Below are 13,257 nucleotides of genomic sequence, written 5' to 3'. Positions count from 1 at the left end.
CCATTAAATTGCTATATCCACGCAATTGTTTACTTCAAACTCTTGACTTCTTCCTCTTGAGTTTTAACGTGATGGTTGTCATTGTGTAACACCAGTTCAGTGTCTAACGCCGATGCAGAGGCGGAAAAACCATTATTTGCGGCATGGTTTCCTGAATCCGCTGCTAATGCTGGCAATTTGCGCCGATTTCCCAACAACACGCCTGCTGTGAAAGTTAGGGATGCGATCGCAATTCCTCCCCCTATTCCCGCCCACCATAAAGACACGGGTAAATTATTAAAATTAACCTCTGTTGCCTTTGGAGTTGCCTCTTTCTTTTCCTCGTCTTCTGAGTGTTTATCGCTGCCGCCCCGTAAAGATTGGGCGTAAAGTTGAGGTGCTCGCTGCGTTACTATCAAATCTCCCTCGAATAAACCGGTTTTAACTTCAACTAAATCTCCAGCAGTTTGACCGGGTTCAATTTCAACAGCTTGATAAGCATTGCCATTTTGGACGTAAACGGTTTTTTTCCCGCTAACCTCCACTATTGCTGCACTCGGAATTGCTAAAATATTTGTGGCAGTTTTGTCGGTTAAAATCTCCAACTCAGCAAACAGTCCTGGCTTTAATTCGCCGTTAATATTATCTATTTCTGCTTTCACCGGCACAACCCGCGTTTCTCCTTCGACGGATGACCCAATGAAGGCGATTTTTCCATTGAAAATGCGATCGGGTAAATTAGCGACTTTTACCCTGACTACCTGACCCTGTTTTACTTTATTTAGGTCTTTTTCGTAGATATTGGCGGTGGCAAAAACGCGGCTGTCATTTAAGAGACTCATCAACGGTTTTTCAGCGTTTACTGACTCTCCTGGAGTGATTTCGCGATCGGCTACCGTCCCCGAAATCGGAGCAACTACGGTAACGAGTCCTCGATCGTTGGCAACCGTTCCTAATTGTTGGAGCCGCGCTTGATAGGGTGCGTCAGCCAAACGAATGCGCGACTGAGCAACTTGGACGGCAGTTTTGCCGCGTTTGAGTTGGTTCTCGGCTTCTAGGACTTCCCGGCGGCTCTGAGCTCTGGTAAGTTGAGCTTTTGCTTCTGCAACCATGCCTTGAGATTCCCGCAATTCCCGCATTGGGAGGTCTACTTCGGCTTGTTTAATTTCGGTTTGGGCTTGGATAACTTCAGGACGGCTTTTTGCCTTAGCAACAGTGGCTTGTGCTTCGGCGAAGTGCGCTTGCGATTCCAGCATTGTGCGTCGTGCGATCGCTCCTGATGCCACTAATTCTTTGTCGCGCTCGAACTGTTCTTTTGCCACAGTCAGTTCAGTTTCTGCCCGCGCTATTTCGGCTTGCGCTATTTCAACTTGGCGCTGATAGTTTTCTTGAGCGGCTTGCACAACTGAACGCTTGTTTACTAATTCTTGTTCTTGCTGGTACTGCTTAGTTACCGCCGTCAATTGGGTTTTGGCTTGGGCGATTTCTGCTGCGGATATTTGAAGTTGGCGATCGTAATTTTCTCGTGCTAGTTTTAGATCTCCTTGTGCTTGCTGCAAATCTGCCTCAGCTTCAGCACGTTTCGAGAGAGATTCAACCCGCAATTGTCCTAATTCTGAACTCGATAAAACCGCAACCGGTTGACCTTTTGATACTTTGTCCCCAGGCTTAACTAGCAACTCTACTACTTTCCCAGCAACAGGAGCCGTCACTTCTACTTTTTCGTTGGGTAAAGTTTCAATTTGTCCTGTGGTTTTGATGCCAATATCTAGTCGCTGGCGAGCGGCAGGGGAGACTTTAATACCTAATCGTTTTGCTGTTTCAGCATCGACAGAAATAGCAGTAGGAGTTTCAGTTGCTTCGTCGCTATGCTTAAATTCATCTCCGTGGCCAGCGTGGGCAAAAGCGGGGGTGGACTCGATGAATAACAAAAGAGTCAGGAGTATTCCCGAAAAGTGAACAATCGGTGCTGAGGAGCGGACACGGGGGTAGTATTGCATGATTGAGTAGGGGAGAATCTGAACTCAAAGATCAGTTTTGCAGATAAAAATGAAATCCGGGTGAAATATGGTGTTACTGTTTGTACCAAGCTTGCCGCCACTCTTTCATTTGCTCGATTTCTTGCTTTTGCGAAGTCACAATCTCTTGGGACAATTTGTTTATTTCCGGCCGCTTCGACTTCTTCAAAGCATCTTGGGCCATCACTAAAGCTCCTTCGTGGTGGGGAATCATCGCATTGATAAATCGCAAGTCAAATTGGTCGTCAGCGGCCCCTAAATCCATGCTCATCATCATGCTTTGCATTTGTTCGGGAGTCATTGCCATCGTGTGACTCATTGGAGCGTGATAAGCCATTGGCGTACTGCTGGCTTTGGCATACCAAGCTTTTCGCCACTCTTTCATTTGATTGATTTCGCGGTTCTGAGCGGCAATCATCTCATTTGCTATTTTTTTCATTTCCGGGCGTTTGGATTTATTTAGTACCTCTTTTGCCATGTTTACTGCACCTTGATGGTGCAGTGTCATGCCATCAATAAATCGCAAATCGTACTCGGCATCAGCCGGGCCTAAATCCATTGACATATTGTGATCCATGCCATGATTCATGCCACCCATGCCACCTTGTGCCGCGTCTGGCTTGTTGTTCACTTCGGTTGCAGCCGTAACGTTTGGGGCTTGAGTTTGGCTTGTAGGAGCTTTTGAACAAGCTGCGAGCACTCCGCTGGTTAGGGCGGCTGTGGCGATCAATGTCAGCCCTGCAAAGCCGGTTTTTAATGAAATTGGTTTCATACATTTTATATGCTTAAAACGACTATTTATCTTCAGCTTTCCACATATAAATGAAATTAGGATGAAATTTTCGACTGGGAATTGTAAAAAATTATTGCTGTGCTGTCGATCGAACTCAAATTTAAGATTTACAGGACTCACAACCTAATTATGTAGGGTGCACAGTGCGCGCCTTACCCCTATGGGTAGGGTGTCAAACCACTTTTTCCATAATTCCTGATTAATTTCGCAATCCCCCTTGACACTCCAGTGGACTAGAGAAGTCCAAGCAGTTGACTCAGCCGCCGTTGTTTAAGCCGATCTCAAGACGAAGTTGGTGACAATTCAAACTGTGAAACCGGAAAATGAAGTTAGGAAAGCGATCGCATCTGTTGGCAGTTGAAGACAGAAGGCAGAATATTACCCATTCCCAATTTCAGAGTGCATATATGGATCATCTGACAGTCAAACTCCAAGGCATGAGTTGAGTCGGTCGCCCTTCTGCTGGTATCCAGCGCGTTTTTGCTGAAGTTGGACTAGACCCAAAAGCAGCTCAAATCTAAACACTGCAAGCACCAGGGAAAATTGTAGCGATACTGGGAGATGGGATTAACGATGCTCCGGCTTGGGCAATAGCGGATGTGGGAATGGCGACGCTGCTCAGGTGAGGGTATAAATAAGCTTTCAGGTGTTTACATATCATTATTTGCTGATATGATGATACAAAAGAGCTTTGTATTGGAACTAAGCATATGATTGTCTCTGCTCAATCCCAGTCCACTCGCTTGAAAGCAAAACTCTTTCGTGGGTTTTCCGATCCATCCCGATTGGCGATTTTGGACGTGCTGCGATCGCGTGCAATGACTGTGAGTGAAATTGTTGAAGCAACCGGGCTATCGCAATCTAACACCTCAAACCACTTGGGCTGTCTCCGTGATTGCGGTCTGGTAAACACCCTGCAGCAAGGACGGTACACAAGCTATCAACTCGCCGATGCACGAGTTGCTGAGATTTTGGAAATGGTTGAAGAGTTACTGGCTGATGTAGCAAAAGGAGTTTATGAATGTACCCGCTACAACTGCTCAAAGGACGAATAACAACAAGCTAATTAGGAGGCGCACGATGTCAGACTGTGGATGTCACATGGAAGCCAAGAACGCAGCCGAGCGTAAAACGCTGCGAATTCTGTTACTTATCAATGGCACAATGTTTGTCGTCGGAATTGTGGCAGGAGTTTTAGCGGATTCAACTGCCTTAGTTGCAGACTCATTAGATATGTTTGCAGATGCTTCGGTTTACACGATGTCGCTGTATGCAGTTGGCAAATCGGCGCATCACAAGAATCGTGCAGCGAGTCTAAGTGGTATTTTTCAGATCACGTTAGCTGTGATGGTTGTCGTCGATGTGATTCGACGGTTTGTTTGGGGAAGTTCACCCGAATCAGGATGGATGATGGTAATGGCTTTTTTGGCCCTGATTGCTAACAGTTATGGTTTGTACCTTCTCTCAAAGCATCGTAAGGGTGAGGTACATATGCGGGCAAGTTGGATATTTACGCAGAATGATGTAATTGCAAATTTTAGTGTGATCTTCGCAGGTTTCCTAGTCACTCTATTTAATTCTCGCTTTCCTGATTTAATTGTTGGATTTGGAATCGCAAGCCTAGTCGTTTGGGGTGGAATCAGTATTATTCGGGATGCACAACGCGACAGAATGAAGCAACAACGGCTGTAGTAATATCGCTTAACAGGTTTTGCAGCAACGATTTGAACGTTTCTCGCTTCGTTTTAGTTTTTTCATCGCCGAGACATAGAAACAGTACCGAAGATAGCTATGAGTAAAATGTACTCCAGCAACTTAACCCTGGAACAATGGGAGTTGATTGAACCTTTTATTTCACCTGTAACATCTAGGGATCGTCATCCTAAGGTTGAGGTGTGAAATGTCCTGAATGCGATATTTTACCTGTTAACCCAAGGCTGTACTTGGCGTGACTTATTTGGAAATTCCCCACCTTGGCAGAGCGTGCATCGCTACTTCTGCACCTAGCGTAAAGACGGAATTTTGCTGAGGCTAAATGACCGACTTAGAGCCTAGGTTAGAGTTAGCCACAACCGAGTGGTGAGTCGGTCTGAAGCCATCGTGGATAGTCAAAGCATCAAAAACGCAGCAATGGTAAACCAAGCAATGGGATGTGACGCAGGCAAGCAAATAATATGAGTCAATAATTTTTACTTAACCTGAGCAAAACGATAATAATTCTTACTCTCGATCGCAACTTGTGACCGCTAACTAGAACTAACTAGCAGCCCAACTTTTAACTCAATAATTTCCCAAATTTTGAGCTTTGGAGATATAGTATGAATATGTGTTCATAAGTTAATTATTTCTTTCAACCTAGGAGACATCATGAACAAGCCAAAAGCATCGGATTCCGGCTGCTGTAGTTGCAGTCACGACGATCGCCCCGATCTCAGTCATGAGAATCATAACCATGACCACAGCCACAACCGCGGTCAAGGAGACTTCAACCTGAAGCAAGAATTGATTCCTGTGATATCGGTTGTTGTCCTATTTGTTGGCGGTTTAATTTTTGAAGAAAAACTGCACAACACGCCCTATTCTGTAGGTGAATATCTGGTTTTCATCCCAGCCTATCTTTTAAGCGGATGGAATGTTTTAACCAGTGCGGGTCACAACATTCTACGAGGTCGATTTTTTGATGAAAACTTCTTAATGACTATAGCAACACTCGGGGCTGTAGCTATTCACAAACTCCCTGAAGCAGTCGGGGTGATGTTGTTTTTCAAAATCGGAGAACTTTTTCAAGAATTTGCCGTTGGGCGATCGCGTCAATCGATCCGATCGCTTTTAGAAATTCGCCCAGACAGCGCCAACCTCAAGCAAAATGGCGACATCAAAAAAGTTGCACCACAAACCGTAGTTGTCGGCGATATCATCCTTGTCAAACCGGGAGAAAAAATCCCCTTAGACGGTGAAATTATAGACGGCAATTCTCAGATTGACACATCTGCACTAACTGGAGAATCAGTACCTCGAACCGTGAAAGTTGGAGAAACAGTTTTAGCAGGAACAATTAACCAGACAGGAGTTCTCACCGTCAAAGTTACCAAACTCTTCGGTGAATCTTCAATATCCCGAATTCTGGAATTAGTAGAAAATGCCAGAAGCAAAAAAGCTGAAACTGAGAAATTCATCACCAAATTTGCTAGTTAAGCTGTTGCACATTTAAACTGTGATACAAGCATTGCCCTTATTTTTGATTTTGCGACCCCATTTAATTATTAATTGCCCTTCATTTAAGAGGCGGTGCAATAAATACTCTAGCTCTTCAATAGATGTAAAAAGTCGATTGGCAATATATTCTTTTGCCGAATGCCATACTAATTCAATTAAGTTATAGTCTGGGCTGTATTCGGGGAGGAATTCTAAATGAAGATTAGGCATTTCTGTTTTAATTATTTTTAGGTACTCTTCTTTCTTATGAAAACTAGCATTATCCAGAACAATCACTATTTTCGCTCCCTTTTCAGCAAATTCTGAGGCTTGATTACCTGCTGATACCCATTCATTGATTAGCTCTTCATAAAAAAGTTTTAGCACTTGATAAAAATTATATGAATTGCCTTTTTTGAGGAATTCTACCCACCTTTTTTTATCCGAATTTCTCACTCCTCCCATTACATTAACTCTGCCTTTTCTTCGGTCTCCTCTGACCTTTTTTCTGCTGCCTTTTTTACACCAGTTCTTTCTTCTGGTGACTCTTAAACTAAATCCACTCTCGTCCCAAAACCATACCTGTAAGCGTTCTGGCGATTCTTTTTCTATTTTTAAATATTCGGATATCTTTATTTTAAACGCTGTTCTTTTTTCGGGATTTCTCTTTGACTCCAAACTATACTTTGCCCAGATGTAAACATACTTTTTTTTCTTTAAAATCCTCCGAACTTGTCCTCCACTTAATTTTATTCCTGTGGATTCCTCTAAGTATGTTGCTAATCTCTGCGCTGTCCATCGTCCAAATTCATATCCTAATTCTTGAGGGTCTTTCTCTATGGTTTCTAATAATATTTCTATATATTTCTCTGTGGCTTTTTTGTGATTACCCTTCATCCTTTCATCTATTAGACTTTCTAGATTGTCGGGGTCTCCCTTTATACACCAATAAGATACTTTGTTTACTGAACAACCCAAAAAATCAGCAATTTGAGATTGTGTTTTTCCGTCATTGAGCAATAATAAAATCAAAATTCTTTCTCTGACATTTGCCTTTTCTTCCTCTCTTAAGGCTTTTTGTAGTTTCTCTATTTGTTTGGGATTGAGATGGTTTTGGGCTGGCATTTTTGTATTGATTGACTAAACTTAATTTTTATTATACCCTATTTAAAGGTACAACAGCTTACTACACGCCGTTTGTAGTATTTGCATCGCTAGCAGTAGCTTTAATTCCGCCTTTGTTCATTTCAGGAGCAACTAATGCAGACAGATTATTGTGGGTTTACCGCGCCCTAGTCTTGTTAGTTATTTCCTGCCCTTGCGGATTGGTGATTAGCATTCCTTTGGGATACTTTGGGGGAATTGGCGGTGCAGCGAAGCGCGGTATTTTGGTTAAAGGCTCAACTTTTTTAGATACCCTCACAGCAGTCAAGACAGTTGTTTTGGACAAAACAGGAACTTTGACAAAAGGAGTTTTTAAAGTAGCACAAATTGTGCCTCATAATGGTTTTTCCCAGACAGAGTTAATGGAAATAGCTGCTAAAGTAGAATCTCAGTCAAATCACCCTGTCGCGAAATCTATTCTGGAAGCTTACGGCGGCAAGATAAATTCATCGGAGGTGAAAGATTACGAAGAAATAGCGGGACACGGCATCCGAGCAAAATTAAATAATCAAATTGTGCTTGCGGGAAATGACCGTTTGCTGCACCGAGAAAATATCACTCACGATGTCTGCAATGCTGAAGGTACAGTCGTCCATTTAGCAGTAGACAACCGCTACGCTGGCTATATTTCAATTGCTGATGAGCTTAAGGAAGACGCAGTACAGGCTATTCGCGACCTCAAGAAAGTCGGTGTCGATCGAATCGTGATGCTCACAGGAGATAATCAAGCTGTAGCTGAGAGTGTTGCGAAAAAGCTCGGTTTAGATTCCTACTTAGCTGAGTTATTACCTGAAGGAAAAGTAGAGGCGATCGAAAAACTGATCTCCCAATCTAAAAAAGGCGATAAAATTATCTTTGTGGGGGACGGAATTAATGATGCACCCGTGCTTGCTAGAGCTGATGTGGGCATAGCAATGGGGGGTTTGGGTTCCGATGCGGCGATCGAAACTGCCGATGTTGTAATTATGTCAGATGCACCGTCAAAAGTGGCTGAAGCCATCCAAATTGCTAGGAAAACTCACAATATTGTCTGGCAAAATATCATTTTTGCCATGTTAGTCAAAGGCATATTTATTGCTTTGGGTGCTTTTGGGTTAGCTACTATGTGGGAGGCAGTTTTTGCTGATGTTGGGGTGGCTTTAGCAGCTATTTTTAATGCGACTAGAGTTTTAAAGTAGTCGGCTGACAACTCCAGGAGGGCGGGCAATTCCGCCCTCATTGTAGCAATTTGTAGAGGAAAGCAAATGGAAAGTATGCTCAAAATTCTGTTGGGAAGTCTAGCTCTTAGTATTATTCACGCATTAATTCCCAACCACTGGATGCCTTTAATTGCGATTGGTAAAACTGAAAATTGGTCTCGCAGCGAAACTTTGCGGGCTACAGTAATTACAGGAGTTGCTCATACCCTCAGCATTATCCTAATTGGAATTGTCGTCGGCTTATTTGGTTACAAGTTCGCTGCTACCTATGTAGAGGCCGCTCAAATAATTGCGCCTTTAGTTTTATTAGTTTTAGGAATTATCTATCTTTTGGCAGAGTTAGATAGTTCTCGCAGGCACCACCACCATCACGCGGAAACAGTTAATTTAACTACCAAGCGATCGCAATTTCAAATCCTAGCTGTTTTAGGAACAGGAATGTTTTTCTCGCCTTGCATCGAAATAGAAGCCTATTTTTTTTCAGCAGGAACGATTGGTTTGAGCGGCATACTTGTAGTTTCTGTGGTCTACTTAGTGGTGACAGTTTTGGGAATGGTTTTGCTAGTAGACTTGGGAATGAAAGGAGTTAATGCTTTAGAAGAAAAGCTGCATTTTTTCGAGGCTCACGAACAAGGATTAACCGGAGCAGTATTAATCCTTCTAGGAATTGTGGCTTATTTCATCAAAGTGTAAAATGGTTGGTAATACAATTTAGTCTTGGGAAATATCCAGCACAGGAAAAAATATTATGCGTCGTCAACGTTCCATGCCTTGGATTCACCGCTATTCTCGTCCGCTCACGGCAGGAATTGCCTCGATAGGGGCTGCGATCACTGCTTATCTAACAGTGGTTAAGTTATCCAACGGAACGGCAGTTTGTCCGATCGAAGGCTGCGATATCGTGCTTTCGAGTCCCTATGCCTATGTCTTTGGTTTGCCTCTTTCTTTGTTCGGTTTTTTGGGCTACTTGAGCATGATAGTTTTTGCCGTAGCTCCCCTACTTGTTAATCCAGCAGAACAGAAGAGTCTCCGCTCTAAGTTAGAGTCTTGGACGGGACTATTTCTGTTTGCTGGTAGCACAGCTATGACGATTTTCAGCGGCTATCTGATGTATGTACTGGCTGTTGATATTAAAGCAGCTTGTATTTACTGTATTGCGTCTGCTTTGTTTGCAACTAGCTTGTTTGTCTTAGCATTAATCGGTCGCGAATGGGATGATATCGGGCAACTATTTTTTATCGGAATTCTGGTGTCTATGTTAGTGCTGATTTCCTCTCTGGCTCTTTATGCCGATGTCAATAATCTGGGTACAGCTAACGAGACTAGCATCAACACTACAACATCTTCCGGTACTTCAGAAATTGCTTTAGCGCAACATTTAAAAAGAGTGGGAGCTAAAATGTACGGCTCTTTTACCTGCGATCATTGTCAAGCACAGAAGGCAAGTTTTGGCAAAGAAGCGGCTCGCATTATCAATTATATCGAGTGCAATCCGCAAGGGAAAAATGCTCGCCGCGATCTTTGCGAAGCTGCCAAGATTAAGGGGACTCCTACTTGGGAAATTAATGGTAAGTTTTACCAAGGGGAAAAATCTTTGCAGGAGTTAGCTGATTTATCAGGTTATCAGGGCTCTCGCGAATTTAAAAAGCTCTCAAATCAGGAACGTTGACAAGAGTGATTTCTGGCGATCGACCTCATCATAGTCGATCGCACTTAAATTAAATTATCCGAAATCCGTTTAAATGCGCCCTACTCTCAGCCGCAGCCCAAGCAAATGGCGCTGCAATCCAAATCCGATCGCCATTCCCGCGACTACAATGCCTGTCAAGTAAGCCAACACAGTCAACCGCACTGAAAGAGGAGGCGCGACTCCCTCAACTTCAATAGTTTGTGAAACCTGGAATGGTAAAAACTGACGGGCTGCATTTGGTTGGGGAGAAACTTCTACTTCAACTTGATGAGGTGCGCCATCAAAAAACTGCTCTTGCCATACCAGTTTTCCGGCTGCATCCGGAACACCTTTGTAGGCAAAAGCAATCCAATCATTTTCGAGTTGGGTGACTTTAACATTGAACAATACATCTGTGGCTGGCTGATTTGTTTTGGTATCGGTGACTTGAACTTGTAAATTAGCCGCTTTCCCAACTGTCGCACTAACATCTCCAGAAAGTCGCACCTGTAAACCCTGAGATTTCACAATGGGGCTGGTTTTTTCTGTCGGTTTAGATTCTGTCATGTGAGACATTGGCATCGACATCTCAGACTGGGCAATTTCAGCACTGACATTAACATATAACAAGGTAGCGATCGCAATTATTATCGCCCCACTTAACAGCAATCGCACTCTTTCAGGCGCTATTTCTCCTGCTTGGATTTTGGGCTTTCCTCCAATCGCCAAGCCACCACCTAGCCCAACAACCAACAAAATCACAGCTAAAATCCCAAAATTGCGATACTTCACGCCGTTTTCTGGGACAGATAGTGTTAAAGCTTGCTCAAAAGGAGTAAAAGCATTTTCTGCGATCGGAGTCACCTTTGCTAACAATTGATAATTTCCCCTAATGGGCAGCATTTGCTGGATTTGTAACTCACCTTTAGCTGCAACAGCCTCTATATCCAGCAACTTTGTTCCCTCCACGATCGGAAAATCGGTGGTAAACCAATGATTTTTAGGCGGAGTTAAAATTGTCAAACTAATTCGAGCATTCTCTAAGGGAATCCCCACCGCATCTAAAGCTTGCAGCTTTAACGACACTGGAGATAAAGGTGTAGTTGCCTCGGCTTCAAAGGGTAAAATCTGGCTGATTGGGGGTTCAGAAGTCAGTCGCACAGTTGATTGTGGAGACTGCGAAAACCCTACCCAACCATAGAAAAAGATACTCATCATGCAGACAGCACTGATGAGCGCAGAAAACTTTAATTTTGACATTTTAATTCTGGACTTTTAAGGAATCTCGCGCGGGGTGGGGGCGGGTGTATTTAACCTGTCTGCACTCTGAGAAAGCTCGCAGGTTTACCCGCCCCAACAGATTAAACGAATCGCAGTGCAATATCTCAAATAAAAACAATCTTGTCTAGTGACAACTAACCATCAAAGTGTGGTGGCGCAGAGAGTGTACCTTGTTATGGACGGCGGGATAGGTTGTAAAGTAAACAGTCCAGACAGTCAAAGCGCATAGGGAGATGTAGAGCGTCGCTTGCACGGGTGTTGAAAGCGTCAACCGTGCCGTTTGTTGCCAAACCGAAGAAGAAGAAGATTGAGTAGTCATCATGTACCTCGCAGATGAATAAAGTAAATTTGGGTGTCGGCGGGCATCCTGACTTGGAGAACTTGTCTCCTTCACAGTTGCGGGACAGTGCCGGACTTACACCGAACTTTCCCCGTTACCTCTGGTGGCTGTTCCTCACTAGAACCGATTTGATATTCAGAGCATATCACACATTCTGTTGCTGCATTCACATTACCTGGAGTGTTAGATAAAAAATACAGGTTCTTCCTTACTTGGTATGCTAAACTAACAGTTAAAATGCCAAGTAAGCAAACATCTATTTTTGTAATTTTCAAAATTCCTAAAGCCATAGGCCGAACGTTTTATTAACTTAAGCTTGTTATTTACACCCTCAACTGCACCACTTGTTGTCCTATTATCAAAGTAAGCAATTATTTCCTCGATCCAATTAGTGATAGTATTTACAGTGGAACTAAAATATTTTTTTGCTCTTTGCTGCCAGCTCCCAATTCTCAATAATGCCCTCAACCAATTAGTTTTTCTATTTTCAAATATTTGTCGGAATTCTTCTTTTAATTTATGCATTATTGCTAGCCGAGGACACACTTTTTTAACTGACATTAATTTGCTCTTTTGCTTTTCTTTTAAACTCTCTTCATTCTTTAGTAACGCATATTTGCTGCCATTCAATCCGTCTAATATCTCTTTATATTCTGCTATTCTTTGAGGTGATTTAGATTTATTACTTAAATCTATGATTTCCCTTCTTTCACGCTTTCTTTCTCTATCTAATTCCTTATTGACTTGTACCATTACATGAAATCTGTCCGCTACTACTTGAGCATTTGGCATGAGTTTTTCTACTAAGGTTTTGTAACCTTTCCATAAATCTATACTTACTTCTTCTATTTGTTCTAAAACCTCTAATCCCCATGAATTAAGGACTGGCTCAATGTCTTCTTGTTTTCTTCCCTTGATAATCGTAATTAATTTAGATGTTGATAAATCCGTTAATACCGCACAGTAATTTCCTTGACCTTTAGTTAACGCTATTTCATCAATTCCTAGCTTTTTTAAGCCTGATGGTTTTGACGATAATTCTTGTGAGGCATCTGACAACATTCTTTCTATTTCTTCTGTTGTTACTACTCCTTCTTTGGCTACATTATTGATATCACTTGACAAGACAGACTTAATAATTGTATCGGCTAGTCGTTTTGTATAAGTTCTTCGGTTATTTACAAAGTCCAATTTCTCGCTAAATGGTTTGCCACATTTTTTACATTTAAATTGTCGTCTGTTTATTTCTAAAAATACTAGCTTTTCTCCCCAGGAGAAATCTTTTACTAAGTATCGATGGTTTTGATGTAATCTATTACTTTTTGTACCGCATCTATGACAATGACTTTCTTTATGGATTGACTCAACTTGTAAGATTATTCCTATGTACGGTACTTGAGTCATTTGAGTTACTTTAATTCCTTGTATATTCAGTAGCTCTGTTAGAAATTTAGTACCCTTTTTTGTGGTCATGACTATAATTTGCTCCCCAAAAATATTGTAACTATTTTATAGTTAACAATCAAATTAGCTGAAATGTCAAGCCTGACAAGGACTTGGTTTACATTTTGACATATTTGTTAAATTGATTTTACGCCTTTAACTATTGATTTAGCATA

General features: G+C 42.3%; 12 protein-coding genes, 2 pseudogenes and 1 riboswitch. Of the genes and pseudogenes, 8 read left to right on the top strand and 6 right to left on the bottom strand.

All coding sequences use genetic code 11. The annotated features are described in order from the left end of the window. Positions 1–29: 29 nt before the first annotated feature. Together QT984_RS03385 and QT984_RS03380 are read right to left on the bottom strand one after the other, a co-directional pair. Positions 30–1,979 (bottom strand): efflux RND transporter periplasmic adaptor subunit, encoded by a 1,950-nt coding sequence (locus tag QT984_RS03385; RefSeq protein ID WP_333260975.1) that lies wholly within the window; start codon positions 1,977–1,979, stop codon positions 30–32. 73 nt (positions 1,980–2,052) lie between these two features. Further along, positions 2,053–2,769 (bottom strand): DUF305 domain-containing protein, encoded by a 717-nt coding sequence (locus QT984_RS03380; protein ID WP_333176548.1) that lies wholly within the window; start codon positions 2,767–2,769, stop codon positions 2,053–2,055. Positions 2,770–3,113: 344 nt separating this feature from the next. Here QT984_RS03380 and QT984_RS03375 point away from each other — a divergent pair, with 344 nt between their 5' ends. The 5 genes and pseudogenes from QT984_RS03375 to QT984_RS03360 all read left to right on the top strand — a co-directional run. Beyond that, positions 3,114–3,236: a hypothetical protein gene (locus QT984_RS03375; RefSeq protein ID WP_333176545.1), complete on the top strand. Its 123-nt coding sequence runs from the start codon at positions 3,114–3,116 to the stop codon at positions 3,234–3,236. A 264-nt stretch (positions 3,237–3,500) separates the two neighbouring features. Next, positions 3,501–3,845 carry a metalloregulator ArsR/SmtB family transcription factor gene (locus tag QT984_RS03370; protein WP_333260972.1) on the top strand — a complete coding sequence of 115 codons (345 nt, stop codon included), beginning with the start codon at positions 3,501–3,503 and terminating at the stop codon, positions 3,843–3,845. Positions 3,846–3,870: 25 nt separating this feature from the next. Further along, the gene (locus tag QT984_RS03365) at positions 3,871–4,482 is read left to right on the top strand and encodes a cation transporter (protein ID WP_333373152.1); all 612 of its coding nucleotides are present in this window, start codon (positions 3,871–3,873) and stop codon (positions 4,480–4,482) included. A 213-nt stretch (positions 4,483–4,695) separates the two neighbouring features. Further along, positions 4,696–4,797: a transposase gene (locus QT984_RS29720; protein WP_445242792.1), complete on the top strand. Its 102-nt coding sequence runs from the start codon at positions 4,696–4,698 to the stop codon at positions 4,795–4,797. Positions 4,798–5,157: 360 nt separating this feature from the next. Next, positions 5,158–5,979, top strand: a pseudogene (locus QT984_RS03360) (HAD-IC family P-type ATPase); the annotation flags it as partial. 18 nt (positions 5,980–5,997) lie between these two features. On the opposite strand, the gene QT984_RS03355 reads toward QT984_RS03360, so the two are convergent. Beyond that, a complete protein-coding gene (locus QT984_RS03355) occupies positions 5,998–7,110 on the bottom strand; it encodes an IS630 family transposase (RefSeq protein ID WP_333373149.1) in 1,113 nt (370 codons plus the stop codon). Between the two features lie 59 nt (positions 7,111–7,169). Here QT984_RS03355 and QT984_RS03350 point away from each other — a divergent pair. The 3 genes and pseudogenes from QT984_RS03350 to QT984_RS03340 form a co-directional block, all read left to right on the top strand. Next, positions 7,170–8,327, top strand: a pseudogene (locus tag QT984_RS03350) (heavy metal translocating P-type ATPase); the annotation flags it as partial. A 66-nt stretch (positions 8,328–8,393) separates the two neighbouring features. Then, positions 8,394–9,041 carry a hypothetical protein gene (locus QT984_RS03345; protein ID WP_333313387.1) on the top strand — a complete coding sequence of 216 codons (648 nt, stop codon included), beginning with the start codon at positions 8,394–8,396 and terminating at the stop codon, positions 9,039–9,041. Between the two features lie 55 nt (positions 9,042–9,096). Continuing rightward, positions 9,097–10,017 carry a vitamin K epoxide reductase family protein gene (locus tag QT984_RS03340; protein ID WP_333313390.1) on the top strand — a complete coding sequence of 307 codons (921 nt, stop codon included), beginning with the start codon at positions 9,097–9,099 and terminating at the stop codon, positions 10,015–10,017. A 69-nt stretch (positions 10,018–10,086) separates the two neighbouring features. Here QT984_RS03340 and QT984_RS03335 read toward each other — a convergent pair whose 3' ends face one another. From QT984_RS03335 to QT984_RS03325, 3 genes are all read right to left on the bottom strand, one after another. Then, a complete protein-coding gene (locus tag QT984_RS03335; RefSeq protein WP_333313392.1) occupies positions 10,087–11,277 on the bottom strand; it encodes a hypothetical protein in 1,191 nt (396 codons plus the stop codon). Positions 11,278–11,422: 145 nt separating this feature from the next. Then, complete coding sequence (locus QT984_RS03330; protein ID WP_333151742.1) at positions 11,423–11,620, bottom strand: CbtB-domain containing protein; 198 nt, start codon at positions 11,618–11,620, stop codon at positions 11,423–11,425. 18 nt (positions 11,621–11,638) lie between these two features. Beyond that, positions 11,639–11,781: riboswitch (cobalamin riboswitch) on the bottom strand. An 82-nt stretch (positions 11,782–11,863) separates the two neighbouring features. Further along, the gene (locus QT984_RS03325) at positions 11,864–13,111 is read right to left on the bottom strand and encodes an ISL3 family transposase (RefSeq protein WP_333312385.1); all 1,248 of its coding nucleotides are present in this window, start codon (positions 13,109–13,111) and stop codon (positions 11,864–11,866) included. Between the last annotated feature and the right edge of the window lie 146 nt (positions 13,112–13,257).

The sequence above is a fragment of the Microcoleus sp. Z1_B2 genome (genome assembly GCF_036700325.1).
In the GTDB taxonomy this organism is placed as follows: Bacteria; Cyanobacteriota; Cyanobacteriia; order Cyanobacteriales; family Microcoleaceae; genus Microcoleus.
The sequence above is the reverse complement of the archived record's forward strand: the minus strand, read 5'-3'. Positions and strand labels throughout refer to the sequence as shown.

What these genes read in the sequence shown, in the direction of transcription:
- QT984_RS03375 (WP_333176545.1), top strand. Translation starts at nt 3,114, where the DNA reads ATGAAGTTAGGAAAGCGATCGCATCTGTTGGCAGTTGAAGACAGAAGG.
- QT984_RS03380 (WP_333176548.1), bottom strand. Translation starts at nt 2,769, where the DNA reads ATGAAACCAATTTCATTAAAAACCGGCTTTGCAGGGCTGACATTGATC.
- QT984_RS03340 (WP_333313390.1), top strand. Translation starts at nt 9,097, where the DNA reads ATGCGTCGTCAACGTTCCATGCCTTGGATTCACCGCTATTCTCGTCCG.
- QT984_RS03385 (WP_333260975.1), bottom strand. Translation starts at nt 1,979, where the DNA reads ATGCAATACTACCCCCGTGTCCGCTCCTCAGCACCGATTGTTCACTTT.
- QT984_RS03345 (WP_333313387.1), top strand. Translation starts at nt 8,394, where the DNA reads ATGGAAAGTATGCTCAAAATTCTGTTGGGAAGTCTAGCTCTTAGTATT.
- QT984_RS03335 (WP_333313392.1), bottom strand. Translation starts at nt 11,277, where the DNA reads ATGTCAAAATTAAAGTTTTCTGCGCTCATCAGTGCTGTCTGCATGATG.
- QT984_RS03365 (WP_333373152.1), top strand. Translation starts at nt 3,871, where the DNA reads ATGTCAGACTGTGGATGTCACATGGAAGCCAAGAACGCAGCCGAGCGT.
- QT984_RS03330 (WP_333151742.1), bottom strand. Translation starts at nt 11,620, where the DNA reads ATGATGACTACTCAATCTTCTTCTTCTTCGGTTTGGCAACAAACGGCA.
- QT984_RS03370 (WP_333260972.1), top strand. Translation starts at nt 3,501, where the DNA reads ATGATTGTCTCTGCTCAATCCCAGTCCACTCGCTTGAAAGCAAAACTC.
- QT984_RS03325 (WP_333312385.1), bottom strand. Translation starts at nt 13,111, where the DNA reads ATGACCACAAAAAAGGGTACTAAATTTCTAACAGAGCTACTGAATATA.
- QT984_RS03355 (WP_333373149.1), bottom strand. Translation starts at nt 7,110, where the DNA reads ATGCCAGCCCAAAACCATCTCAATCCCAAACAAATAGAGAAACTACAA.